The sequence below is a fragment of the Spirillospora sp. NBC_01491 genome (assembly GCF_036227065.1).
Taxonomy (GTDB): domain Bacteria; phylum Actinomycetota; class Actinomycetes; order Streptosporangiales; family Streptosporangiaceae; genus Spirillospora; species Spirillospora xylanilytica.
The window spans coordinates 3,962,552-3,987,803 of sequence record NZ_CP109432.1; the positions used below are offsets into that span (position 1 = coordinate 3,962,552).

A 25,252-nucleotide genomic window follows, 5' to 3' on the forward strand; every position below is an offset into this window, starting at 1 on the left:
GCTCGCCCGCTCAGGAGCCGATCCGCCAGGAGTGCAGGTAGTCCTCCTGGTCACCGGTGAGGGTGTCGATGCCGATCGCCATGGAGGCGAGCTTGAGCCGCGCCACCTCGGTGTCGATGTCCTTCGGCACGTCGTGGACGGCCGGGCCGAGCGTGCCGTGCTCGGCGGCCAGCCAGGCGCAGGTGAGGGCCTGGTCGGCGAACGACATGTCCATCACCGCGGCCGGGTGCCCCTCGGCGGCGGCCAGGTTGACCAGCCGCCCCTCGGCCAGCAGGACCAGCCGGCGGCCGTCGGCGAGCACGTACTCGTCGGCCAGCGGGCGGACCCCCTCGTGCACCTCCACCGCCAGCGCGGCCAGGGCGCGGACGTCGATCTCGACGTCGAAGTGCCCGGAGTTGGCCAGGATCGCGCCGTCCTTCATCACGACCAGGTGCTCGGCGCCGATCACGTCGCGGTTGCCGGTGACGGTGATGAACACGTCGCCGGCGCGGGCGGCCTCGGCCATCGGCTGGACGGCGAAGCCCTGCAACGCCGCGTCCAGCGCCTTGACCGGGTCGATCTCGGTGACGACCACGCGGGCGCCGAGTCCGCGGGCCCGCTCGGCCAGGCCGCGCCCGCAGTAGCCGAAGCCCGCGATGACGATGGTCTTGCCGGCCAGCAGGGTGTTGGTGGCGCGGATGATGCCGTCGAGCGTCGACTGCCCGGTGCCGTAGCGGTTGTCGAACATGTGCTTGGTGTCGGTGTCGTTGACCGCGACCACCGGGAACCGCAGCGCCCCCTCGCGCGCCATCTGGTGCAGCCGGATCACGCCGGTGGTGGTCTGCTCGCAGCCGGCCTTGACCGTCCCGATCAGGTCGGGACGGTCGCTGTGCAGCGTGTTGACCAGGTCGCAGCCGTCGTCCAGGACCAGGTCGGGCCCGGTCTCCAGGGCCCGGTGGATGTGCGCGTAGTAGCCCTCGCGGTCGGTGCCGGCGCGGGCGAACACCTCGGCCCCGTACTCCGCGACGAGGGCCGCGGCGGTGTCGTCCTGCGTGGACAGCGGGTTGGACGCGGCGAGCGCGACCCGCGCGCCGCCGGCCTGGAGGGTGCGGATCAGCCCGGCGGTCTCGGTGGTGACGTGCATGCACGCCGCGACCCTGAGCCCCTCCAGCGGACGCTCGGCGGCGAACCGCGCCCGGATCTGCCGCAGCACCGGCATGCTCCGGTCGGCCCACTCGATCCGCTTGACGCCCTCGTACGCCAGCGACGCGTCCGCGATGTCGCTCATCCACACCCTCCCTGACAGGCAGGCCGCCGCACGGCCGGTGATCCGGACGTGCGGCGGCTCGGAGGCTACCGGTGATCAGTAACGGTAGTGGTCCGGCTTGTACGGGCCCTCGACGTGGACGCCGATGTAGTCGGCCTGCTCCTTGGTCAGCTCGGTGAGCCGGACCCCGAGCGCGTCCAGGTGGAGGCGGGCGACCTTCTCGTCGAGGTGCTTCGGCAGCACGTACACGCCGACCGGGTACTCCTCGGTCTTGGTGAACAGCTCGATCTGCGCGATGACCTGGTTGGTGAAGGAGTTGGACATCACGAACGAGGGGTGGCCGGTGGCGCAGCCCAGGTTCATCAGCCGGCCCTCGGCCAGCACCAGGATGGAGTGCCCGTCCGGGAACCTCCACTCGGCGACCTGCGGCTTGATCTCGATCTTCTCGATGCCGTCGATCCTGGCCAGCCCGGCCATGTCGATCTCGTTGTCGAAGTGCCCGATGTTGGACACGATCGCCTGGTGCTTCATCTTCGCCATGTGGGCGGCGCTGATGATGTTGAAGTTGCCGGTGGTGGTGACGAAGATGTCGACGCTGCCGACCACGTCGTCGAGCCTGGCGACCTGGAAGCCGTCCATCGCGGCCTGGAGCGCGCAGATCGGGTCGACCTCGGTGACGATCACCCGGGCGCCCTGACCGCGGAGCGCGTCGGCACAGCCCTTGCCGACGTCGCCGTAGCCGGCGACGAGCGCGACCTTGCCGCCGATCAGCACGTCGGTGGCGCGGTTCAGCCCGTCGATCACGCTGTGCCGGCAGCCGTACTTGTTGTCGAACTTGGACTTGGTGACCGAGTCGTTGACGTTGATCGCCGGGAACGCGAGCGAGCCGCCCTTGAACATCTCGTACAGGCGGTGCACGCCGGTGGTGGTCTCCTCGGTGACGCCCTTGACCGCGGCGGCGACCTCGGTCCAGCGGCCGTTCCGCTCGGCGATCGTGCGGCGCAGGGTGGCCAGGACGACGCCCAGCTCCTCCGGGTCGTCGGCGGACCCGGCCGGGACGGCGCCGGCCTTCTCGTACTCGGCGCCCTTGTGGACCAGCATGGTGGCGTCGCCGCCGTCGTCGAGGATCATGTTGGGCGGGGTGCCGTCCGGCCACGCGAGGGCCTGGTCGGTGCACCACCAGTACTCCTCCAGCGTCTCGCCCTTCCAGGCGAACACCGGGACGCCCTTCGGGTCGGCGGCGGTGCCGTCGCGGCCGACGACGACCGCCGCGGCGGCGTGGTCCTGGGTGGAGAAGATGTTGCAGCTCACCCAGCGGACGTCGGCGCCGAGGTCGACCAGCGTCTCGATCAGCACGGCCGTCTGGATCGTCATGTGCAGCGAGCCCATGATCTTGGCTCCGCGCAGCGGCTGGGCGGCGGCGTACTCCTTGCGCACCGCCATCAGGCCGGGCATCTCGTGCTCGGCGAGCCGGATCTCCCGGCGCCCGAAGTCGGCCAGGGAAAGGTCGGCGACCTTGTAGTCCATGCTGTGGGTGCTCCTTGGTCCGCGTGGGATCGTCGCCCTCCTCCCGCTCCCCGACCTCGGCGTCGCGGGAACGCGGCGCGGGTCGTGGGAGGGCGTGGGGCCGGTTCTGGTGGCGAGTCTAGGCCCGCCCCGCGCCACCGGGCACGGTCGGGGGCGACTTTCTGACACAGATTTGTCAGAATCACCTCATGCGCATCACGGAGGCCGCCCGGCGGCTCGGCACCTCGCCCCGCATGCTCCGCTACCGCGAGGCGCTGGGGCTGCTCCCGGCCACCGGCGCGGGTGCGGGCGGGCACCGGCGCTTCGGCGAGCCTGAACTGCGCGCCGTCGCGCTCGCCCTCGCCCTGGAGAAGCGCTACGACATCGGCCCCGCCGAACTGGCGTTCGGCCTGCGCGTCCTGGCCGAGCCCGAAGTGCAGGCGCGCGTCCGCGAGCTGGGCGAACGCATCGGCAGGGTCTCCGCGCCGCGGGCCCGCGCCCTCGACTTCGAGCAGGAGAAGGCCCTGCGCCTCCTGCGCCGCCGCTGACCGGCGCCCTGTCAGCCGACGCCCTCGCCGGGGACGACGACGCCGGACTCGTAGGCGAGCATGACCGCCTGCGCCCGGTCGCGCAGGCCGAGCTTGGTGAACACCCGGGCCACGTGCGTCTTGACCGTGTGCTCGCTGACCACCAGCCGGCGCGCGATCTCGCCGTTGGACAGGCCGCCGGCGATCAGCACCAGCACCTCGTTCTCGCGCGCGGTCAGCGTGCCGAGCGCGGACGGCGCCTGCGGGCGGTTGCGGCGCTGCTTGGTGAACTCGCGGATCAGCCGCCCGGTGACCTGCGGGGCCAGCAGCGAGTCGCCGCGCGCGACCACCCGCACGGCCGAGACCAGCTCCTCGGCGGTGGCGTCCTTGAGCAGGAAACCGCTGGCGCCGACGGAGAGCGCCTCGTAGACGTACTCGTCCACGTCGAAGGTGGTCAGCACCAGGACCCTGACGTCCTCGGCGCCGGGCCTGGCCAGGATGTGCCGGGTCGCCTCGATGCCGTCCATGCCGGGCATCCGGATGTCCATGACGACCACGTCCGGCCGGTTCCGCTCGGCCAGCCGCACCGCCTCGCGGCCGTCGCCGGCCTCACCGACGACGGTGATGTCCTCCTGTGCGGCGAGCAGGGCGGCGAACCCGGCCCGGACGATGGTCTGGTCGTCGACGACCATCACCTTGATCACCGGCCGCCACCGCTCCGGCCGGCGGCGTCGCGGCGCCCTCCGGGGACCCGCGCCGGCGGGCGCGCGAGCCGCCCGCTGGGGTCATCGGCGGCCTGGTGGGGCCTCGGAACCGGGATCACGGGTGGGGTTCTCCTCCCTCGTCAGCGGAAGTTCGGCCTCCACCAGGAACCCGCCCTCGGTGGCCGGGCCGGCGGAGAACCGTCCGCCCAGCATCGTCGCACGTTCCCGCATCCCCACGAGCCCGTGCCCGCCGCCGGATCCGGCCGCGGGCGCGGCCTCCAGGCGGGTCCGGCCCGCCGGATCGGCCGCGCCGCCCCCGGGGTCCATGACCGCGGTGCGGGACGGGGTGCCGTCCCGGTTCATGACCCTGGTCTGCGCGTCGGCGGCGCGGTCCCGGACCGTCACCGCCAGCCGGTCGGGCAGGTAGGTCAGGTCGACCCGCACCTCGGAGCCGGGGGCGTGCCGGCGCGCGTTCGTCAGCGCCTCCTGGACGATCCGGTACGCCGACAGCTCCACCGTCGTGGACAGGTCGCGCGGGGCGCCGTGCACCGCGAGGTCGACCCGCCCGCCCGCGCCGCGGTGCTGGTCGATCAGGTCGGGCAGCCGGTCCAGCCGGGGCTGCGGCGCGGTCGCCGACTCCGGCTCGGGCTGCGCGTCGGCGCGCAGCACGCTGAGCAGGCGGCGCATCTCGACCAGCGCCTCGCGGGCCGTCTTGGCGATCTCGGTGTACCCGGCGCGGGCCTCCGGCGAGAGGCTCTCCATCGTGTACGGGGCCGTCTCCGCCTGAACGGCGATCATCGAGACCGAGTGCGCGACCACGTCGTGCAGCTCGCGCGCGATGCGGGCGCGCTCGCGCATCACCGCCTGCTCGCGCTGCACGGCGGTGAGCCGGGTGAGGGTCTCGTTGTTGCGCTCGTGCGCCTCGGCCTGGGTGCGCCCGGCGGTCTCCACCACGCGCCGCGCGTCGCCGAGGCCGATCGCGGCCAGCACCGCGACGGCCGTCGCGGGCCAGGGCACGTCGTCCATGGTGGAGGTGGCCAGGTAGACCACCGCGACCGTGGCGGCGGCGCCGACCGCCAGCGCCCCGGCCGACTGCCGCGGTAGCTGCCGGCCGAGCGCGTACAGCGTGTAGAGCGCGGCGAAGCTCGTGGTGAACAGCACCACCTGGCCGGTGAGCAGGCTCGCGGCGAACGCGCCGAGGACCACGGCGGCGACCGGCCGCAGGTACTCGCGGCGCCAGACCAGCGGCAGCGTCGCCGCCACCGCGAAGCCGCCCGCGAGGTTCAGCGGCGTGCCCGTCTGCGGCGCCAGCTCGGCCAGGGCGGCGATGGCCAGCGCCAGGCCGGTCAGCGGCGCGAAGTACCAGGACTCGACGACCTCGCGCCACATGTTGATCCAGCGGGGCAGCGGCGCGGTCGCGTCGGCGGGCGCCGCGCCGGGCGCACCGGCGGCTCCGGGGGGCGCCGGCCCGTCCGGCCCCGGTGCCTGGGGCGGACGGCCCGCACCGTACAGCTTGGCGCCGAGCCGGACCCCGAGCGGGCGCAGCAGCCGTCCGATCCCGGTGAGGATCCACAGGAGGAGCTGGCCGACGCCCGCGACGATCCGTCCGGACAGCCGCCACGCGTGGTGCGCTATCGCGGGGCCGAACCCGGCCGGATCCGGCCGGGACTGGTCGGGGTGGTCATCGCTGGTCACCCTCCCATACTGGCCCCTCCGGGGGGAGGATCACCTCACCGCAGGGAGCGACGCGCCTGACCGGTATCCCCCTGGAGGACGACCCGATTTCCCTCCTTACGGTGGACGCCGGGACAAGTCGGTCACACGTAATGTCTTCATCGTGACCGCTTCGGCAGCGCCGCCGACGTAGGGGGTTCGGCGGGGCTGCCGCGGTCACACCACCACCGCCCGGTTTCAGGGGTCCGGGCGGAGGCAGGGGAAGGCGCCCTTACCGGCCGACCGTGGCAGGTGCCTCTTCGAGGCGCTGCTGGTCTTGCCTGGGCTGGGGTCGACCGGCGTAGCGGCCGGCCGGTGAGGGGAGCCGCCTTCCGGGCCCGAGGCCGCCGCTCAGGCGGGCGTGGCCCCCTCGGAGTCCTCGGCCGGAACGGCCGGACGGTGGTCGGCCTCGTCGAGCGCGGGCTCCAGGTAGATCAGCCGGGCCTCGGGGAACTCGGCCCGGATCCTGGCCTCGGCGGCGTCGATGCCGCGCGCCACCTCGGCGGCGGTGTCGTCGTGGAACACCGCGATCTTGGCGGCGATCAGCATCTCCTCCGGGCCGACGTACTCGGTCCGGATGTGGATCACACGGTCGACCTGGTCGACCGACTCCAGCGCCTCGATGATCCGGGTCTCCTGCTCGGCGTCGGCGCCCTCGCCGATGAGCAGGCTCTTGGTCTCGATCGCCAGGATGACAGCGATGATCCCGAGCAGCGCGCCGATGCAGACCGTGCCGACGCCGTCCCAGACGCCGTCGCCGGTGACCACGGCCATCGTCACGCCGAGCAGCGCCAGGACCAGCCCGACCAGGGCGCCGAGGTCCTCCAGCAGCACGACCGGAAGCTCGGGGGCCTTGGCCCGCCGGACGAACTGCACCCACGACCTGCCGGCGCGGAGCTGGTTGGACTCCTTGATCGCGGTGCGGAAGGAGAAGCCCTCCAGCACGATCGCGATCACCAGCACGCCGAACGCCCACCCGGGCGACTCGACCTCGTGCGGGTCGAGCACCTTGTGGACGCCCTCGTACAGCGAGAAGGCGGAACCGACGGTGAACAGCACCACCGCGACCACGAACGCGTAGAAGAAGCGCTCGCGGCCGTAGCCGAACGGGTGCCGCGGCGACCGCTCCCGCTCCGAGCGCTTGCGGCCGAGGAGCAGCAGCCCCTGGTTGCCGGAGTCGGCCACCGAGTGGATCGACTCGGCGAGCATCGACGAGGATCCGGTGAACACGAACGCGACGCCCTTGGCGACCGCGATCCCGAGGTTCGCGGCCAGCGCGGCGACGATCGCCTTGGTCCCGCCCTCTGCACTCATACAATCCTCGCTTTGAGCTCTTGGATGGCCGACACGGGCGTGGGGTCGACGCCCAGCGTGATGGCCAAGTAAACCGTGACGAAGTCCGCCATCGCGATCAAGGTGGCGATTCTTTCCAGCGGATGGTCGCCCTCGGCCACGAGCTCGGTGACCGGGACGCCCCGGGTGCGGGCCAGCTCGACCGACACCTCGCGCCGCTTGCGCACCTGCGGATGCTCGTCGAGGTCGCGCAGCACCACCAAATGGAGGCCGTGCTCGGCGTCGGCCTCCCGGTCGCGGAAGAAGTCGTCGGGATCGTCCGCGCCGCCGGACGCGCCGCCCGACGCCCGCGCGAAGTAGCCGTCGAAGGCGACCACCTGGTTGTGGTCGGCCTCGGGCAGCTCACCGAAGACGCCCGGATACTTGGCGTTCTCGTTGAGCTGGCAGCAGAAGCGGTACGCCGCCGCGCCCGCCAGCGGCGACGAGCCCCACACCAGCGGCACGTCGCCGACCAGGTCGAGGGCCGTCCGCTTGGCCGGGTTGACGAACGGCTCGCTGCTCGGACGGCACCGGTGCGCGACGTCCTCCAGCCGCTCGGCGGTCGACTCCAGCACCGCGCCCGGGACGTCGGCGAGGCCGAGCGCGCGGGCGGCCAGCAGCAGCGGCACCGTCAGGCCCCACAGCGTCGCGCGCGGCTGGCCCGCGGCGCGGACCGGCACGAACAGCCCGCGACTCTGGAGGGCCAGGTCCTCCAGCGGCGAGCCGGCACCGCCCACGAACAGCAGCCGGCAGCCGCGCCGGGCGGCCTCGGCCGCCACCGCGATGGTCTCCTCGGTGCCGCCCGAGCAGGACACCGCGACGACCAGGTCGGCGGCGCCCACCCAGCCGGGCAGCCGGTAGCCGCGCACGGTGGTGATCGGGATCGGGCAGCCGACGCCGCAGATCGCGGCGAGCACGTCGCCGGAGATGGCCGACCCGCCCATGCCGGTGACCACGATCGCGCGCGGCCTGCCGTCCGCGGCGACGGCGTCGACGCCCGCCTCGGCGGCCAGCGCGCCCGCCTCGCGGATCTGCGCGGCGGACGAGGCGACCTGCCGCAGCATCCCGCCGGGGTCGGCGGCCTCGATCGCCGCCGCGTCGTCGAGCCGTGCCCGGTCGAGTCCCTCCGCCATGGGCCCCTCTCTCACGGAGCGGGGGTCCGGGCCTCGTCCACCAGCAGCACCGGGATGTCGTCCCGGACGGGGTAGGCGTAGCCGCAGGTGCCGGTGCCGGTGCAGACGAGCTCGCCCGCCGGGTCGTCGGGGCGCAGTGCGCCACCGCAGTTGGGGCAGGCGAGGATCTCCAGCAGCCAGGCGTCGAGCTTCATCGTCACTTCTCCCTCACGATCGCCAGGACCTCGTCGCGGATCCCCGCCATGGACTTCTCGTCGGCCGCCTCCGCGTTCAGGCGGAGCAGCGGCTCGGTGTTGGACGGCCGCAGGTTGAACCACCAGCCGTCGCCCCGCACGGTCAGCCCGTCGAGCTCGTCGGTGGACACGCCGGGCCGGCCGGCGAACGCGGCGCGGACCCGCGCGGTCGCGGCGGCCTGGTCGGCCACCTCGCTGTTGATCTCGCCCGAGGCCGGGTAGCGGTCGTACTCGGCCAGCAGCTTCGACAGCGGCGCGGCCTGCTCGCCGAGCGCGGCCAGCAGGTGCAGCGCGGCCAGCATCCCCGAGTCGGCGAACCAGAAGTCGCGGAAGTAGAAGTGCGCCGAGTGCTCGCCGCCGAACACCGCGCCGGTCTCGGCCATCGTCTGCTTGATGAACGAGTGCCCGACCCGGGTGCGGACCGGGGTGCCGCCGTGCTCGGCGACGATCTCCGGCACCGCGCGGGAGGTGATCAGGTTGTGCACGATGGACGAGCCGGGATGCTTGGCCAGCTCGCGCACCGCCACCAGCGCGGTGATCGCCGACGGCGAGACGATCTCGCCCCGCTCGTCCACCGCGAAGCACCGGTCGGCGTCGCCGTCGAAGGCCAGCCCGAGGTCGGCGCCGGTCTCGCGCACCTTGGCCTGGAGGTCGCGCAGGTTCGCGGGCTCGATCGGGTTGGCCTCGTGGTTGGGGAAGGTGCCGTCGAGCTCGAAGTAGAGCGGCACCAGCTCGACCGGCAGCCCCGCGAACACCGGCGGGACGGTGTGCCCGCCCATCCCGTTGCCCGCGTCGACCACGACCTTGAGCGGCCGGATCCCCGACAGGTCGACCAGCGTCTTGAGATGGTCGGCGTACCCGTCGAGCAGGTCGCGCCCGGAGACCGTGCCTGGGGCGCCGTCGTGCGCGGGCAGGCCCGCCTCGATCAGCGCGCGGATCTCGGTGAGCCCGGTGTCGCGGCCGACCGGCCGGGCGCCCGCGCGGCACAGCTTCATGCCGTTGTACCGCGCCGGGTTGTGGCTGGCGGTGAACATCGCGCCGGGCAGCCCGAGGCTGCCGCTGGCGTAGTAGAGCAGGTCGGTGGAGCCGAGCCCGGCCTCGATCACGTCCGCGCCCTGGGCCGTCGCGCCGCGTGCGAACGCCTTCGACAGCGGTACCGAGGAGGACCTCATGTCGTGGGCGGTGACGACCGCCGCCGCCCCGGTCACCCGGACGAAGGCGGCGCCCACCGCCTCGGCGGTCGCGGCGTCCAGCTCATCCGGGACGACACCCCGGATGTCGTACGCCTTGAAGATCTTGGCGAGGTCGCCCACTCCTGCTCCCTGTCGAAGTAGCGCTGCGAAACCCAGAGCCTACCGGGACGGGGACGGGGCCCGAGCGGGGCCGCGAGGAGGCGCGATCACTCGTAGCCGGGGGGCGCGCCGGTCGAGTCCGAGCGCAGCACCCGCAGGTGGCCGCGGCGGCCGACCTCGGTGCCCTGGCCGACCGGCTCCTGGCCGCTGCCGGGCGGGGGCTTGGCCGCCTCGCGGACCGCGTCGGCGAGCGCCTCGAGGTCGTCGGCGCTGGGCTCGCCCTCCTCCTCGACCGGGAGGCGGACCAGCTCCCAGCCCATCGGGGCGGTGAGCCGTTCGGAATGCTCGGCGCACAGGTCGTAGCAGTGCGGCTCGGCGTACGTGGCGAGGGGCCCCAGGACCGCGGTCGAGTCACGGTAGACGTACGTGAGCGTGAAAACTGCGGGCGCCTTGCAGGCGGTGCGGGAGCAGGTGCGGACGGGGCTCACGATGGCCGACGGTACCCCCCTCCCGCCGCCTCCGCCACCACCCGTGCGCACGTGTCGCCATTACCGCCGCAACACGCCCGAAATCGGCGGGCCTTTCAGGGCCGTTCCGGCCGCGGCGCGACGGGCCCGCGCGCCGGGGGACGGGGCCCGCCGCGCCGGGAGAGGTAGCCTGGAGAGGTGCGTCCCCGTGTGGCAGGCGCGCGACGGCGCGATCGACATGGTCGCGGCGTCCGCGGCCCTCTGACACCCCCGCAGGCACCGGTAACCCGCAGCCGCGCGGAGCGTTTCGACGACCTCGTCCACGATGAGGTCGGGCGCCTCGGGCAGCGCTGGGGCCGGGAGCTCGCGCAGGTCGAGTTCGCCGTCGAGGAGGTCCCCGACGTCGAACCGGATTTCGACGGCCCGGTGCCGCTCGGGCTCACCAGCCCAGGCGCGGGCGGCCGGCCGGTGCGCATCGTGGTGTTCCGCCGTCCCGTCGAGGCCCGCGCCGTCGGCGAGCGCGAGGTCGCCCGGCTCGTCCGCGACCTGCTGGTCGAGGAGGTCGCCGACCTGCTCGGCCTCTCCCCTGAGTCCGTCGACCCCAGCTACGACACTCCCGACGACTGAACCACCCGCCACACGCCTCTCAGACGCCCCTGAGGGCTCTCGCGGCCGTCGGGGGCCCTGATCCAGCGAGAACCTGCCCCAAGTGCCTCAGCCGTCACGCGAGCGCGCTACCTGGCCGGTGAGGCGAAGCCGAAGGCGAGCCGAACCGGCCAGATCGCGAAGCGATGCCGCGCTCGCCCAAGCACGGTCGGCGTCCGAGCCGCCAGGCGAGGACACCGGGCCGGGCTTCAAAAGAGGAGCGCGGTCTGCGAGTCGCCCACCGCCGGGAGCCGCACCGTGCTGACCGCCGGGACGACCGGGACCACCGTGAACAGCGCGCCGTCGCCCTTCCCGGCCGACAGCGTCCGCGCCGCGTGGACGGGCCCCGAGCCCGCCTTCACCGTGATCATCGCGCCGAAGCCCTTCTCGCCGCCGCGCGGTGCGGCGATCTTCGTCTCCACCGTCCGGCCGGCCGGCACCGCCACGTCCTGCGGCGTGCCCGCCCCCTGCCCGCCGATCGCGGTGATCCGCACCGAGGCGGCCCCGGCGGGCGCGGTCAGCGTCAGCGCCGGGGCGAACCGGCCGTCGGCGACGACGGCCTGCTCGAACGGGGCGGTCGCCGTCCCGTAGGCGACGTCAGCGCCGCGCCGCGCCTCGAACCCCGCGACGATCGGTCGGTCCGACACCAGCCGCACCGCGGCGGGCTTGCCGGACAGCGCGTTCTCCAGGTCGACCGCCGACACCGTCTCGGCGGGCGCGTCCAGGATGTCCTGGCCGTGCGGGGCGAACGAGCCGCTCGGCGTGATCACCTGGACCCGGATCCGGGCGTCCTCCGCGCCGGGCACCCCGACCATGAGCCGCCGCGCGCCCTCACCGGACGGCACGCCCGGCACGATCACCGAGGTCGCGGGCACGGGCGAGACCGGCACCCGGTCGATGCCCTTCCCGGCGCCGATCCGCACCCGCAGCGACGCCGCGACCCGTCCGCCCGTGGCGTGCACGCGCAGCGCGAGGTCGCGCGCGGTGCCGACGATGTCGCCGAGTCCCTCGGCGGACTCGCCGAGGAGCACGGTCCGGGTCGTGTGCGGTTCGACGAGGGTGCCGCGCCCGTCCGGGGTGTCGAGCGGGCCCTCCCCCGACAGCGCGGTGACGTCGACGGAGGCGGGCTGCGCGTCGGCGTTGGTGAGCTGGAGTTCGAGCCGCTCGGCCGCGACCGGGCCGGGCCCGACGAACCACAGGTCGGTGCCCGGGGCGGCGCAGCGGGTCGCGGCCAGCCCCCGGTCCCTCCCCTTGGGCCAGTGCGTGGTCTGCTCGGCCTCCAGGCCCGCGGCGAGGGCGCCGTCGGCGCGGACGGCGAAGGAGTCCTTGGCGGTGTCCTGGTCCTTGCTCCACCCCTGCCCGAGCGCGACCAGCGCGCCGAGGGGCTCGCCGCCGCCGGTCGCGGTCACCTCCGCGCGGCCCGGCCCGCCGCGCGGCGCGGTTCCGGCGGGCGTGCCGGGGGTGGACTGGACGCTCAGCCTGCCCCCCTCGTGGCCGGGGCAGACCGCCAGCGCGGACGTCACGGGTACCCGCGCGCCCTGGCCCGTCGCGCCCGCGCGAGGGCCGGGACGGGACAGCGACGCCGCCCCGTACAGCGCCGCCAGCGCGACCAGGACCAGCGCGGCCGTGGCGTAGCGGAGTCCGAACAGCCGCAGGACTCTGTCCATGGTCAGGAACGCTCCTCGGCGGACGCGACCGGCGCCGCCGCCGCTTCCTCGCCGAGCCCCGGGGCGGCGGTCTCAGCGGCTGGGTCGGAGGCGACGGCGGGGTCGGCGGCGGGGTCGGCGGCTGGATCCTCGTGGCGGATCCGGTGCCGCCTCCTGAGCCCGCCGGTCCCGCGGTCGGCCCGGCGCGTCAGCGCCCCCGCGGCGGAACGGGCCCGGTGGCCGCGGCGGCGCCCGCCCGGGGCCGGCGGACCGTCCGCCTGGCCGCCCGGCAGCGCGAGCACGGCGACCAGCAGCACGGCGGCGCCCTGCACGACCAGCCAGGTGTGCCGCAGCCGCATGCCCCGCGTCAGCTCGAAGTCGCCGGCACTCGCGGGGATCTCATAGCCCTGCGCCCAGCCGTCCACCGTCCGGGCCTTGAGGGCGCGGCCGTTGTAGGACGCCCGCCACCCGCCATCGGCCGGTTCGGCCAGCAGCAGGGTGCGCGCGCCGCCGCCGGCCGGGATGCGCACCCGCGCGCCGATCCGTCCGGCGGGCAGCGGTGGACCGGCCGTGCCGTCGCCGTTCAGCAGCATGAGGCGTCCGGCGGGCGCCTGGAGCTGCCACACGCCGAACGATGGCGTGCGGCTGAGGCGGGTCAGTTCCGGAGACGCGTCCAGGACGGACGCGAGCGGATCGCGCGCCGGATGCGGAACCAGCACGTACTGGACGCCCATCCTGGTCAGCGCGGGGCCGTCGTCCTCGGCGCGGCCCCCGGCGAGCCCCGCGACCAGGCCGTCCATTCGGCTCCTGGCGGGCCCGGCCGTCCGGGTACCGGCCTCACCGAGCATCGGGCGGGTGCCGCGCAGCACGCTGTAGGAGACGCGGCCCGCGGGCTCCTGGCGCATCACCAGGGTGCGCGGCCCGGACGGCGCCCGGATGAACGAGGGGACGGCGTCGGCGTCGGCGTGCCCGAGCGGACCGCCCGCCCCCCCGGCGATCCAGGCCGCGGCGGCGAGCGGCGGGGCGGTGAGCGCCGCGAGGACCACCACGGCGCCGCCGGCCTTGTAGATCAGGTGGTTGCCCGCCAGGACCTCGGTCGCGCGCTGCACCGCCGCGGTCGCCGCGAGCAGCGCCCCGGCTCCGGCGAACACCAGCGCCACGCCCGGCCACGCGGGCGCCGCGTCGGCCCCGTCGCGGACGGTGACCGCGCTCATCAGGATCGCGGTGAGCAACCCGAAGATCGCCAGCATCCATCCGGCCAGCACCGCCGTGCGGCGGCTGCGCAGCGGCAGCGCGCACACCGCGACCAGCAGCAGCCCGTACAGCGTCCAGCGGGCGGGCGTGCCCGGCCCGCCCGGGTTCAGGGCGAGCAGCCCGGCGGCGGACGCGGCCGGGTCGGCGGCCCGGTGCAGGCCCGTCTCCAACAGGAACCGCGACGGATGCAGCAGGAGGCCCGGCACCCACGGCAGCAGGAGCAGCGGCGGCACGCCGAGCGCGATGGCCAGGTTCCGCCGGCCGTGACGGCGCGGCCCGTCGAACAGCACCCACGCCAGCGCGCCCGCGGCGAGCGCCAGCACATAGGTCAGCGGCACGAACGCCGTCGCGACCGCCAGCATCAGCGCGACCGCCCACGCGGCCCGTCCGGCCCGCCGGTCGCGCAGCGCCGCGCCCGCTGCGCCCGCCGCCCCGGCGGGCCTCGGCACCCCGTACATCCGGGCCACCTGGAGCGCGATCAGCGGCAGCAGCACGATCACCACGGCGGTGCCGAGCCGTCCGCCCGCGACGGCGCCGGTGGCCGCCGGCATCAGCGCGTAGACGGCCGCGAACCACGCCCGGACGACCGTGACGGGGATCCGCCGGCCGCTCACCTTCGCGCGCCGCCCGGTGCGGGGCGGCGCGAGGACCAGGACGCGGGACGCCCGGTAGGCGGTGAGGCCGGCCAGCGGGACGCTGCCGAGCAGCAGGACCGCCACGGCCAGCCAGGGCTTGCCGAGCAGCACCGTCGACAGCACCGCGAGCACCCCGACGTACGGGGGGCCGCCCTCGGCGGACCCGAGACCGGACGGATGCCAGCCCGACAGGTACTGCGCCCACAGGTCGCTCGCCCCGCCCCACGCCGGGACCAGCGCGCCGCCGCCGAGCCACTCGCCGGTGAGGACCAGCGAGCGCTCGGCAGCGAGCGTGACGGCGGTGAGCGCCAGCACGAGCACGACGCCGGGACGGGCCAGCGCCCGCCGGACCGGCCCGGGTTCGCCGGAGGCCGGTTCCTCGTCGGCCTCGCGCCGATCGCGCTCGTGCGCGGCGAGGAACTCCGACAGGGCCTCGAAGAGCCGGCGCAGCGCCACCCGGCGCGGCTGGAAGCGGCGGACGCTGCGGTAGACGCGCTTGCGCCCGCTCGCCCGCGCGGCCCGCACCCGGCGCAGCCGCCCCGGGTCGCGCAGGACGTCGCCGAGCGCGCCGAGCTCTTCCCGAGCGGCGCCCGGCTGCTTGATCACCAGCAGGTGCAGGGCGCGCAGCAGGGTGGCCCACAGGTTGCGGGCCAGCGCCCGGAGCATCGCCGGGAAGGGCAGGTTGCCCAGCAGCGTGTAGAGCGCGTTGCGGCGGTCGCGGCGGCGCGGATGCTCGGCGGACATGCCGATCTCGCGGACGCCCCGGCGGGACGCCTCGGCGTGGTGGACCACCGCGTCGCTGACCACGACCACCCGGTGCCCGGCGGCGTGCGCCCGCCAGCAGAAGTCGACGTCGTCGCGGAACAGCCCGAACTCGACGTCGAAGCCGCCGAGCCGGTCCCACACGTCGCGGCGCACCAGCATTCCGGCGCTGCCGACGGCGAGCACGTCGCGGACGCCGTCGTGCTGGCCCTGGTCGAGCTCGCGCCGGTCGAGGCCGGTCTCGCGGCGGCCCGCGCCGTCGATCGCCACGCCCAGCTCGCGCAGCATCCGCCGGTCGTCCCAGTCGCGGATCTTGGGGCCGAGCACGGCGGCATCGGGGTCGGTGCCCGCCATCCGCAGCAGCAGCGCGAGCGCGTCGTGCGCGGGGGCGGAGTCGTCGTGCAGCAGCCACACCCATTCGGTGCGGGGGTTGCCCGGGTCGTCGTCGGGGACGGGGGCGGTGGCCGGGGCCTGCCGCAGCGCCTCGGCGACGGCCTCGCCGTAGCCGGTGGTGCGGGGCAGCGTCAGCACGTTGCCGGCGCCGACGACCTCGGCGAGGACGGCGGGGCCGCGGTCCTGGCTCCCGTTGTCCACCGTGACGAGCCGCTGCACCGGGCGGGCCTGCGTCAGCAGGGCCTTCAGCGTGTCCGGCAGCCAGCGCGCGCCGTCGTGCGCGACGAGGACCGCCGTGACGACGTGGCGATCGAGGTTGGGCGACAAGGGTCCGCTCGGTCTGTGGGGAGACAATCAGCAGCCGTGCCGGCCTGGGGCCGACACGGCTGATAACTGTACGCGTGGCCGCCGGGGCCCGTCCTGAATCCCCCTAGATCCAGGACAGCGGCCCTCCGGCGGCACCGTCCCGCGCGGCCGGGGCGCCCGCGAGCGCGGGCACTACGCGCTCAGACGGCCTGACGCTTCAACTTGCGGCGTTCCCGCTCGGACAGTCCCCCCCAAATACCGAAACGCTCATCGTGCTGTAGCGCGTACTCCAAGCACTCCGTCCGTACCTCGCATGCCCGGCACACCTTCTTGGCCTCGCGAGTGGAGCCGCCCTTCTCCGGAAAAAACGCCTCCGGGTCCGTCTGCGCGCACAGCGCGCGCTCCTGCCAGCCCATCTCTTCGCCGTCTGTGCCGTGCGCCAGCGGGATCACTACCTCGCTCATAGCGCACCTCCTAGCCCGTGGAGCCCCCTGGTCAATGCCTTCCCTCGAGCTCCATCCCCCGAGAAGGCATAGAACTACACCCATGAAATTACACGCGTGTAGCGCCCGCCCCGTCAAGCGGAACGAGTTTCCGGGGTAACAAAGAGGGTTTTGTGGGGATCACTGTCATCGGCTTTGGTACGGAGATCAGCCGGAGATCAGATAATCACGGCATCACTGCGGGGGACGGTTGTCCCGGTACCAGTCGCCGCCCTCTTCCGGACGCTGCTCGCCGGACTGCTGCGGCTGCTGCCCGTACTGCTGCTGGCCGGGGTTCTGCGGGCCGGACTGCCCCGCGTCGCCGCCGCTGCCACCGTACGCGCGGGTCCACTCGCCCATCTCTTCGTTCTCTGCGGGCTGCTGCTGGTAGCCGCCGCTCTGCCCGTACTGCTGCTGCTCCTGGCCGTACTGCTGCTGCCCGGTCTGCTGGCCCTGCTGGCCCGCCTGCTGCTGGTACTCCTGCGGCTGAGCCTGCTGCTGGGCCTGCTGCTGGGCCTGCTGGTAGTCCTGGGGCTGCCCGTACTGCGGCTGCTGGCCGTAACCCTGCTGAGGCTGCTGCTCGTAGCCCGGCTGGGGCTGCTGCTCGTAGCCCGGCTGCTGCGCGGGCTGCTGGTACTGCTGGTAGGGCTGCTGCTGGCCGTACTGCGCCTGCTGGCCGCCGAACTGCTGCTGGCCCTGCTGGTAGCCGTAGTCGGGGTACCCCGGCGGCACCTGTCCGGGCTGGCCCTGCGGACGGGCGGGCTGCATGCCCTGGAAGACCGTGAAGACGAACCAGCCGGCCACACCGACGACCGCGAGCTTGGCCGCGCCGTACAGGAAGACGCTCAGCTTGGCCATCGCGCCGAGCTGCTCGGACGGCACCAGCATCGAGGTGAGCCAGCACACCACACCGAACAGCACGATCCCGGCGAGCACCCCGAGCGCGCCCATGGTGATGGTGCGGGCCTGCGGGCTCGGAGGACCGACCCAGGTCACCAGCAGCACCGCGAGGACGAGCAGCCCGACGACGGCGGTCTGGGTGAAGAAGCCGTTCACGGTCTCGGTGTAGGCGCGGAACTTGAACTCGTCGCCCCCGCCGAAGAGCTTGATGATGCCCGCGAACAATTGCAGTCCCGCAGAGGCCAGCAATACCCAGGCGGCCGGTTCGCGCAGGCGCTGGACGGCTTCCTTGTTCACAACGACATCTCCAGACAGTGGCAATCAGATTCCTGCGCAAAGCTTTGCACATCAAGACCCCCGACGTCTCCGCCCCCGCCCGTGATCTCGCCGCGGCCCCGTCGTGATCGGGCTTTGGACGGGTCCTGATCGGCCCCGGCCGGGCTCTGTGCGGCGTTCGTCCGGTCCCGCGCGGGCCCGCTTCCGGTCACGGCCCGCGGGGCCGGAGGGCGCACCGGCGTCGGAGGCGCCCCCTCCGGCGCCCTAGGCTGATCCGCATGAGGATCGTGGCGCTGGCGGGCGGCATCGGCGGGGCCCGCTTCCTGCGGGGGCTCCAGGCCGCCGCACCCGAGGCGGAGATCACCGTGATCGGGAACACCGGGGACGACATCTCCCTGTTCGGGCTGCGGGTCTGTCCCGACCTGGACACCGTGATGTACACACTCGGCGGGGGCATCAACGAGGAGCAGGGCTGGGGCCGCACCGGCGAGACCTTCGCCGTCAAGGAGGAGCTCGGCGCCTACGGGGTCGGGCCGGACTGGTTCGGGCTCGGCGACCGCGACTTCGCCACCCACATCGTGCGCACCCAGATGCTGGCGGCGGGCTACCCGCTGTCGGCGGTGACCGCGGCGCTGTGCGACCGGTGGAAGCCGGGCGTGCGGCTGATCCCGATGACCGACGACCAGGTCGAGACGCACGTGGTGGTGGACGAGCCCGAGCGGGGCCGCCGCGCGATCCACTTCCAGGAGTGGTGGGTGCGGATGCGCGCCTCGGTCCCGGCCGAGTCGATCTCGGCGGTCGGGGCCGCCGACGCCTCGCCCGCGCCGGGGGTGCTGGCCGCGATCGAGGCCGCCGACGTGGTGCTGCTCCCGCCGTCCAACCCGGTGGTGAGCATCGGCACGATCCTGGCGGTCCCCGGCATCCGCGCGGCGGTCGCGGCCAAGACCGTGGTGGGCGTCTCCCCGATCATCGGCGGCGCGCCGGTCCGCGGGATGGCCGACGCGTGCCTCACCGCGATCGGCGTCGAGACCGGCGCCCGCGCGGTGGCCGAGCACTACGGCCCCGGGCTGCTGGACGGCTGGCTGGTCGACGAGGCCGACGCCGGCGTGCGGGCCGAGGGCATCGAGGTGCGCTCCCGGCCGCTGCTGATGAGCGACCCCGACGCCACCGCCGCCATCGCCGCCGCCGCGCTCGACCTGGCCCGCGAGCTGGCCGCGCGCGACCGGCCGGGCGGCACCGCGGGCCCGGACGGCACAGCGGACACGGGCGGACCGGACGGCACGGGGGACACGGGGGACACGGCATGAACATGCAGGTCTTCGGCATCCCGGGGCTGCCCGAGGTGGCCGAGGGCGACGATCTCGCCGCCCTCGTCCCGGCCGATCTGATCGAGGACGGCGACGTGCTCGTCGTCACGTCCAAGATCGTCAGCAAGGCGGAGGGCCGGGTCCTGGTCGCGGACGACCGGGAGAAGGCGATCGAGGCCGAGACCGTGCGGGTCGTCGCGCGCCGTACCCACGCGCGCGGCGAGACCCGGATCGTGGAGACCCGGCAGGGCCTGGTGCTGGCGGCGGCGGGCGTCGACGCGTCCAACACCGCGCCGGGCACCGTGCTGCTGCTCCCCGAGGACTCCGACGCGTCCGCCCGCCGCGTCCGCGCCGGGCTGCGCGCCCGGCTCGGCGTCGACGTGGCCGTGATCGTGTCCGACACGCTCGGCCGGCCGTGGCGCAACGGGCTGACCGACGCGGCGATCGGGGTGGCCGGGCTGGCGCCGCTGAGCGACCTGCGCGGCCGGGACGACGCCTACGGGAACCGGCTGGAGGCGACCGTCACCGCGGTCGCCGACGAGATCGCGTCGGCGGCCGAGCTGGTCAAGGGCAAGCTCGACGGGGTGCCGATCGCGGTCGTGCGCGGCCTCGGCGAGCTGGTCGTCGCCGCGGACGGTCCGGGCGCCCGCGAGCTGATCCGCCCGCCCGACGAGGACATGTTCCGGTGGGGGTCGGCCGAGGTGCTGCACGCGCGGCGCACCATCCGGGAGTTCACCGCCGACCCCGTGGCGCCCGAGGCGGTGCGGCGCGCGGTCGCGGCGGCCATCACCGCGCCGGCGCCGCACCACACCACGCCGTGGCGCTTCGTCCTGGTCGAGTCCGAGGAGGCCCGCACGCGGCTGCTCGACGCGATGCGCGACGCCTGGGAGGCCGACCTGCGCCGCGACGGCTTCTCCGAAGAGTCGATCGCCAAGCGGCTCAAGCGCGGCGACGTGCTGCGCCGCGCCCCGTACCTGGTCGTGCCGTGCCTGGTGATGGACGGCTCGCACGACTACCCCGACGACCGCCGGGCCCGCGCCGAGCGCGAGATGTTCGTGGTGGCGGCGGGCGCCGGCGTCGAGAACCTGCTGGTCGCCCTCGCCGTCGAGGGCCTGGGGTCCTGCTGGGTGTCGAGCACGATGTTCTGCCGCGACGTGGTGCGCGAGGCGCTCGACCTGCCGGCCGGATGGGACCCGATGGGCACCGTCGGCGTCGGCCACCCGGCCGCGCCGCCGCGCGAGCGCCCGCCGCGCACCCCGGACGCGTTCATCGAGGTGCGCTGAGGGCCGCGGTTCCTGAACGGAGGACCGGCCGGTGCGCGAGCGCACCGGCCGGTCACGGTTCCGTCGCGGTCAGGTCCCGACGAGCGGCAGGTCGAGACGTCCGCCGCCCGGACGTCCGCCCGCGGCGCCGAAGTGCCCGACCCCGTCGGTGCGCCGGGCGGCCTCGATCCGCTCGGCGGGCACCTCGCCGTACATGGTGGTGCGCTGCCGGGCCGGGCGCCCGGCCCGCGCGGCGATCGCCTCCAGCTCGCTGATCGGCTTGAACGAGCCGTTCTCCGAGCCCGCCATCCGGCTGATGGTCTCCTCCATCAGCGTCCCGCCGAGGTCGTTGACGCCGCCTTGGAGGACCCGGGTGCACAGCTCGTCGCCGAGCTTCACCCAGGAGGTCTGGATGTTGGGGATCGCGCCGTGCAGCAGGATGCGCGACAGCGCGTGCACCGCGATGTTCTCCCGCACCGTCGGCCCCGGGCGGGCGAGCCCGGCCAGGTAGATCGGCGAGCTGTGGTGCACGAACGGCAGCAGCACGAACTCGCTGAACCCGCCGGTCCGCTCCTGGATCGACCGCAGCAGCTTCAGATGCCCGACCCAGTGCGAGGGCGTGTCGACGTGCCCGTACATCATCGTCGAGGTGGTCGGGATGCCGATCTCGTGCGCGGTGGTGACGACCTCGATCCACTGGTCGGTCGGCAGCTTGCCCTTGGTGAGCACCCACCGCACCTCGTCGTCGAGGATCTCGGCGGCGGTGCCGGGCAGCGAGTCGACGCCGGCGGCCTTGGCCTCCTGGAGCCACTCGCGGATCGACAGGTCGGTGCGGCTGGCGCCGTTGACGACCTCCATCGGGCTGTAGGAGTGCAGGTGGATGTCCGGCGCGCGGCGCTTCACCTCGCGGGCGAGGTCGAAGTAGGCGGTGCCGGGCAGGTCCGGGTGGATGCCGCCCTGCATGCAGATCTCGGTCGCGCCCGCCTGCCACGCCTCGTCCACCCGGTCGCCGACCTGCGACAGCGACAGCGTGTACGCGTCGGCGTCGGTGCGGCGCTGGGCGAACGCGCAGAACCGGCAGCCGGTGTAGCAGACGTTGGTGAAGTTGATGTTGCGGGTGACGACGTAGGTGACCTCGTCGCCGTTGGTGTCGCGGCGCAGGTCGTCGGCGAGCCCGGCGAGCGCGTCCAGTTCGGGGCCGTCGGCGTGCAGCAGGGCGAGCGCCTCGTCGTCCGACAGCCCGGCGGGGTCGCGCTCGGCGTGCGCGAGGGCCTCCTTGATGTCGGCGTCGAACCGCTGCGGCGCGCTCATCCGGTCCTTGAGCGCGTCCCAGTCGCCGTAGACCTCGTCGAAGTCCGCGCGCCGGTCGCCGGTGCGGCCGGAGGTGTCGATCTCGGTGTGCAGGTCGGTGCGGCCCGTCCCGCCGAACGCCTCGAAGCCGCCGTCGGGCTCCTGCCAGGGCCGTCCCTCCGGCACCGCGTCCTCGCGGGCGAGGCCGGTCGCCGGGTCGGCGAGCGCCGCGACGTGCGCCAGCACCCGCGGGTCGAGCCACGGCTCGCCGCGCTTGACGTACTCGGGGTAGACCGTCAGCCGCTCGCGCAGCGCGAACCCGAACTCGGCGGTGCGCGCGGCCAGCTCGTCGATCTGCGGCCACGGGCGCTCGGGGTTGACGTGGTCGGGGGTGAGCGGGGAGACGCCGCCCCAGTCGTCGATGCCGGCGCGGAGCATCAGCGCGTACTGGTCCTCGACCAGGTTGGGCGGCGCCTGGACGCGGGCCTTCGGGCCGAGGACGAGCCGGGTCACCGCGATCGTCGCGGCCAGCTCCGCCAGCTCGGCGTCGGGGGTGTCGCGCATCTTGGTGTCGGGCTTGGCGCGGAAGTTCTGGACGATGACCTCCTGGATCGCCCCGTACTCCCGCATCGTGCCGCGGATCGCGAAGATCGCGTCGGCCCGCTCCGCGATCGTCTCGCCGATACCGATGAGGATCCCGGTGGTGAACGGGACGTTGGTGCGGCCCGCGTCCTCCAGCACCCGCAGCCGCACGGCCGGGTCCTTGTCGGGCGACCCGAAGTGCGGGCCGCCCTTCTCGCTGAACAGCCGGGTCGCGGTCGTCTCCAGCATCATCCCCATCGACGGCGCGACGGGCTTGAGCCGCTGGAAGTCGCGCCAGTTCAGCACGCCGGGGTTGAGATGCGGGAGCAGCCCGGTCTCCTCCAGCACGCGGATCGCCATCGCGCGCACGTAGGAGAGGGTGTCGTCGTAGCCGTGGGCGTCCAGCCACTCGCGGGCCGGCTTCCAGCGGTCCTCGGGCCGGTCGCCCAGCGTGAACAGGGCCTCCTTGCAGCCCATCGCGGCGCCCTGCCGGGCGATCTCCAGCACCTCGTCCGGGCTGAGATACGGGGAGTCGACCCGGTGCGGCACGGTGGCGAACGTGCAGTAGCCGCAGCGGTCACGGCACAACCGGGTCAGCGGGATGAAGACCTTGCGGCTGTAGGTGATGACCCCGGGCCGCCCCGCGGCCTCCAGGCCGGCGTCCCGGGTGCGGGCCGCGTAGGTGAGCAGATCGTCGAGCTGCGCCCCGCGGGCGTGCAGCAGCGTGGTTGCCTCAGATCGGTCGAGTGTCTTGCCGTCGCGTGCCCGGGCCAAGGCCCTGCGGAGCGCGGACTCCGTCACACCAGCGTCCATGCAGGCACTCTATGCCAATCGTCATATTCGCGAGGCGGCGGCCACCCCCGGGTCGACGCGCATCCAGGGCAGCCCGGCGGGCCGCGCTTCTATTCCCGCGCGGGAACGCCGCCGGGAACGCCGCCGGGGAGGCCGTCCCGTCAGAACGAGCGATAGTCGCGGACCGGCAGACGCGGCCCGCGCCGCGGCGGACGCCTGCCGGTCGATTCCAGCAGCCGGGTGACCCGGTACCGGTGCCCGGCGTACGGCTCCAGGAGCTCCAGCATCCCGGCGTCGTCGACCTTCCGGCCGACCAGCGCCCAGCCCACCAGGCCGGGCAGGTTGTAGTCGCCGACGGAGACCGCGTCGGAATCGCCGGCGGCCCGCTGCCGGATCTCGGCCGCCGTCCACACCCCGATCCCCGGCAGCGTCCGGAGCCGTGCCTCGGCCGGATCGGCCTCCAGCCGCCCGGCGACCCGCGCCGCCCCGATGATCGTGCGGGCCCGGACCGCCTCCGCGCCCGACCGGTGCCACTCCCACGACGGGATCCGGATCCACACCGAGGGCGGCGGGGGCACCCGCATGCCGGGGGCGCCCGGGGCGGGCTCGCCGAACCGCCGCAGCAGGTACGCCCAGGCCCGATGCGCCTCGGTGGCCAGGACCTTCTGCTCCAGCACCGCCGGGACGAGCGCCTCGAAGACCCGCCCGGTGCGCCCGATCCGCAGCCCCGGCGCGCGCCGGGCCGCGTCCCGTACGACGTCGTGCCGGGCCTCCAGCCCCTCGGGGAGGTCGGCGGCGCCCAGCAGGTCCGGAACCCCGTCGAGCAGCCACCCGGCGCCCGGTCCCCACGCGGACGCGATGATCGTGTCCCCGCTCGGCCGCACCCTGAGCGTGCCCGGCCCGTCAGGGGTGTGGGACGCACGCCAGACCGCGCCGTCCGCGGTGGTCCGGAACGCGGGATCGTCACGCCCGCGCCTGTGCACTCCCAGCACCCGCACTGGATCGACCGGCCAAGGCGCCCGCCACTCACGTACGCGCTCGGCCTCGGCCTCGCCCTCGGCGCGGGCGACCCGCCCCGTGGCCGGCTCCCCCGCACCACCCCTTGAGGTGTCCGGCTCCCGCCACCTGGCCTGCGAACTCATCTCGTGATCTTCATCATGGTCGAGCACCAGTCTGCCATCGCCCAGCGCCTCGACATACGCGACATACGCCGGTCGACCGTCCCGCGAACAGCGCCTCCCCGGACCGCGACGGCTACTCGGGTGAAAAGCGGACCGCCGTCGCGGAGAGTTCGGCGTTGGGCCAGACACGCAGGCCGTTGAGCAACTCGTTCCCCGGGCCGACGGTCGCACCGTCGCCGACGACGCAATCCTCCAGCACCGCGCCCGAGCAGACCCGCGCGCCTTCGCCGACGACCGAGCGGACCACCCGGGCGCCGGGTTCGACCACGGAGCGATCGAAGAGCACGCTCGATTCGACCCGGGCCCCGGCTCCGATGGCGGCGCCCCGCCCGACCGCCGTACCGCCGCCCACCCGGGCCGTCGGCGCGACGGACGCCCCGTCCAGCAGCAGCGCGCCGTGCTCGTGCGGCGACACCACCGGGGACGGCATGGCCCCCAGCACGAGGTCGCAGACGCCCCGGACGAAGGTCGCGGGCGTTCCCACGTCGAGCCAGTAGGCCGCCTCGACGTACCCGCAGATCACCTCGCCCCCGGCCAGGAGTTCCGGAAAGGTCTCGTACTCGGCCGACACCGCCCGGCCGGCGGGGATGTGCTCGATCACCGAACGGCGGAAGACATAGCACCCGGCGTTGACCTGGTTCGTCGGCGGGTTCGGGGACTTCTCCACGAAGTCGACCACTCTGCCGTTCGGGGCCGTCGGCACCGAGCCGTAGCGCCGGGCGTCGTCGACGAGCGTCAGATGCAGGGTGACCGCGGCCTTGTCCTTCTCGTGCGCCGCGATCTGTGCGGAGATGTCGTGCCCGGACAGGATGTCGCCGTTCAGGATGAGAACCGGGCTGTCGCCGTCGCAGGTCAGGGCCGCCGACGCGTTGCGGATCGCACCGGCGGTGCCGAGCGGCTCGTCCTCGGTCACATAGACGATCTCCATGCCGAGCCGGGCGCCGTCGCCGAACGCCTCGGAGAACATCTCGGCGCGATAGGAGGTCGCGAACACGATCCGCGTCACACCCGCGTCGCGCGCCCGCGTGACCTGATGTTCCAGCAGTGGGACACCCGCCGCCGGAAGCAGCGGTTTGGGAGTCGAGATGGTCAGCGGGCGCAGCCGGGTGCCCTGGCCCCCGACCAGCAGGATGGCTTCCACTCGGGCCCCTTCCTCAGTCCAGCCGGACGCGCCCGGCTCTAGCAGTGCGAGCGAGCCTAGCGGGTGCGGAGCACGGCGCCCTCGGCGTGCCGGGCCCTGTCTCACAGTGCCTCGGCCGTCGCGCGAGCGCGTTACCTGGCCGGTGCGGCGAAGCCGAAGGCGAGCCGAACCGGCCAGATCGCGAAGCGATGTCGCGCTCGCCCAAGCACGGTCGGCGTCCGAGCCGCCAGGCGAGAACGCCGGGC

General features: G+C 74.3%; 20 protein-coding genes. 4 read left to right on the plus strand and 16 right to left on the minus strand.

Annotated elements, in window-relative coordinates; genetic code table 11:
* Positions 1-10: 10 nt before the first annotated feature.
* Together ahcY (OHA34_RS18395) and ahcY (OHA34_RS18400) are read right to left on the minus strand one after the other, a co-directional pair.
* Positions 11-1,267 (minus strand): adenosylhomocysteinase, encoded by a 1,257-nt coding sequence (gene ahcY, locus OHA34_RS18395; RefSeq protein ID WP_285942431.1) that lies wholly within the window; start codon positions 1,265-1,267, stop codon positions 11-13.
* Positions 1,268-1,342: 75 nt separating this feature from the next.
* Positions 1,343-2,773, minus strand: coding sequence for an adenosylhomocysteinase (gene ahcY, locus OHA34_RS18400; RefSeq protein ID WP_285942432.1), 1,431 nt, complete (start codon positions 2,771-2,773; stop codon positions 1,343-1,345).
* Between the two features lie 188 nt (positions 2,774-2,961).
* On the opposite strand from ahcY (OHA34_RS18400), the gene OHA34_RS18405 reads away from it, so the two are divergent.
* Positions 2,962-3,300 (plus strand): MerR family transcriptional regulator, encoded by a 339-nt coding sequence (locus OHA34_RS18405; protein ID WP_329522312.1) that lies wholly within the window; start codon positions 2,962-2,964, stop codon positions 3,298-3,300.
* A gap of 11 nt (positions 3,301-3,311) precedes the next feature.
* Here the strand turns inward: OHA34_RS18405 and OHA34_RS18410 are convergent, their stop codons facing one another.
* The 7 genes from OHA34_RS18410 to OHA34_RS18440 form a co-directional block, all read right to left on the minus strand.
* The gene (locus tag OHA34_RS18410; RefSeq protein WP_285942439.1) at positions 3,312-3,983 is read right to left on the minus strand and encodes a response regulator; all 672 of its coding nucleotides are present in this window, start codon (positions 3,981-3,983) and stop codon (positions 3,312-3,314) included.
* A gap of 81 nt (positions 3,984-4,064) precedes the next feature.
* Positions 4,065-5,678: a sensor histidine kinase gene (locus tag OHA34_RS18415; protein WP_329522313.1), complete on the minus strand. Its 1,614-nt coding sequence runs from the start codon at positions 5,676-5,678 to the stop codon at positions 4,065-4,067.
* A gap of 369 nt (positions 5,679-6,047) precedes the next feature.
* The gene (locus OHA34_RS18420) at positions 6,048-7,010 is read right to left on the minus strand and encodes a cation diffusion facilitator family transporter (RefSeq protein ID WP_285942443.1); all 963 of its coding nucleotides are present in this window, start codon (positions 7,008-7,010) and stop codon (positions 6,048-6,050) included.
* Positions 7,007-8,161: an SIS domain-containing protein gene (locus OHA34_RS18425; RefSeq protein WP_329522314.1), complete on the minus strand. Its 1,155-nt coding sequence runs from the start codon at positions 8,159-8,161 to the stop codon at positions 7,007-7,009. Before OHA34_RS18425 ends, OHA34_RS18420 begins: the two co-directional genes overlap by 4 nt.
* Before the next feature lie 11 nt (positions 8,162-8,172).
* A complete protein-coding gene (locus OHA34_RS18430) occupies positions 8,173-8,361 on the minus strand; it encodes a Trm112 family protein (RefSeq protein ID WP_443029643.1) in 189 nt (62 codons plus the stop codon).
* Entirely contained in the window at positions 8,358-9,707 is a 1,350-nt protein-coding gene (locus OHA34_RS18435; RefSeq protein ID WP_285942448.1) for a phosphomannomutase/phosphoglucomutase, read from the minus strand. The genes OHA34_RS18430 and OHA34_RS18435 overlap by 4 nt, the downstream gene beginning before the upstream one ends.
* A gap of 86 nt (positions 9,708-9,793) precedes the next feature.
* Positions 9,794-10,174: a DUF3499 domain-containing protein gene (locus OHA34_RS18440; protein WP_285942450.1), complete on the minus strand. Its 381-nt coding sequence runs from the start codon at positions 10,172-10,174 to the stop codon at positions 9,794-9,796.
* 189 nt (positions 10,175-10,363) lie between these two features.
* Between OHA34_RS18440 and OHA34_RS18445 the strand changes: the two genes are divergently transcribed.
* The gene (locus OHA34_RS18445) at positions 10,364-10,780 is read left to right on the plus strand and encodes a metallopeptidase family protein (RefSeq protein WP_285942451.1); all 417 of its coding nucleotides are present in this window, start codon (positions 10,364-10,366) and stop codon (positions 10,778-10,780) included.
* A 227-nt stretch (positions 10,781-11,007) separates the two neighbouring features.
* Here OHA34_RS18445 and OHA34_RS18450 read toward each other — a convergent pair whose 3' ends face one another.
* The 4 genes from OHA34_RS18450 to OHA34_RS18465 form a co-directional block, all read right to left on the minus strand.
* Positions 11,008-12,465 (minus strand): DUF5719 family protein, encoded by a 1,458-nt coding sequence (locus OHA34_RS18450; RefSeq protein ID WP_329522316.1) that lies wholly within the window; start codon positions 12,463-12,465, stop codon positions 11,008-11,010.
* A 2-nt stretch (positions 12,466-12,467) separates the two neighbouring features.
* Complete coding sequence (locus OHA34_RS18455) at positions 12,468-15,815, minus strand: glycosyltransferase family 2 protein (protein ID WP_329522317.1); 3,348 nt, start codon at positions 15,813-15,815, stop codon at positions 12,468-12,470.
* 179 nt (positions 15,816-15,994) lie between these two features.
* On the minus strand, positions 15,995-16,258 hold the full coding sequence (locus OHA34_RS18460) for a WhiB family transcriptional regulator (RefSeq protein WP_026403640.1): 264 nt from the start codon (positions 16,256-16,258) through the stop codon (positions 15,995-15,997).
* A gap of 213 nt (positions 16,259-16,471) precedes the next feature.
* On the minus strand, positions 16,472-17,473 hold the full coding sequence (locus OHA34_RS18465; RefSeq protein ID WP_285942461.1) for a hypothetical protein: 1,002 nt from the start codon (positions 17,471-17,473) through the stop codon (positions 16,472-16,474).
* A 257-nt stretch (positions 17,474-17,730) separates the two neighbouring features.
* On the opposite strand from OHA34_RS18465, the gene cofD reads away from it, so the two are divergent.
* Both cofD and OHA34_RS18475 read left to right on the plus strand, forming a co-directional pair.
* Complete coding sequence (gene cofD / locus OHA34_RS18470; protein ID WP_329522318.1) at positions 17,731-18,759, plus strand: 2-phospho-L-lactate transferase; 1,029 nt, start codon at positions 17,731-17,733, stop codon at positions 18,757-18,759.
* Positions 18,756-20,042, plus strand: coding sequence for a coenzyme F420-0:L-glutamate ligase (locus OHA34_RS18475; RefSeq protein WP_285942464.1), 1,287 nt, complete (start codon positions 18,756-18,758; stop codon positions 20,040-20,042). The genes cofD and OHA34_RS18475 overlap by 4 nt, the downstream gene beginning before the upstream one ends.
* A gap of 69 nt (positions 20,043-20,111) precedes the next feature.
* On the opposite strand, the gene OHA34_RS18480 is transcribed toward OHA34_RS18475, so the two are convergent.
* The 3 genes from OHA34_RS18480 to OHA34_RS18490 all read right to left on the minus strand — a co-directional run bounded on the left by OHA34_RS18480 (position 20,112) and on the right by OHA34_RS18490 (position 25,007).
* Complete coding sequence (locus OHA34_RS18480; protein ID WP_329522319.1) at positions 20,112-22,706, minus strand: bifunctional FO biosynthesis protein CofGH; 2,595 nt, start codon at positions 22,704-22,706, stop codon at positions 20,112-20,114.
* Positions 22,707-22,846: 140 nt separating this feature from the next.
* On the minus strand, positions 22,847-23,827 hold the full coding sequence (locus OHA34_RS18485; protein ID WP_329522320.1) for a DNA-3-methyladenine glycosylase family protein: 981 nt from the start codon (positions 23,825-23,827) through the stop codon (positions 22,847-22,849).
* 112 nt (positions 23,828-23,939) lie between these two features.
* On the minus strand, positions 23,940-25,007 hold the full coding sequence (locus tag OHA34_RS18490) for an NDP-sugar synthase (RefSeq protein ID WP_285942468.1): 1,068 nt from the start codon (positions 25,005-25,007) through the stop codon (positions 23,940-23,942).
* Between the last annotated feature and the right edge of the window lie 245 nt (positions 25,008-25,252).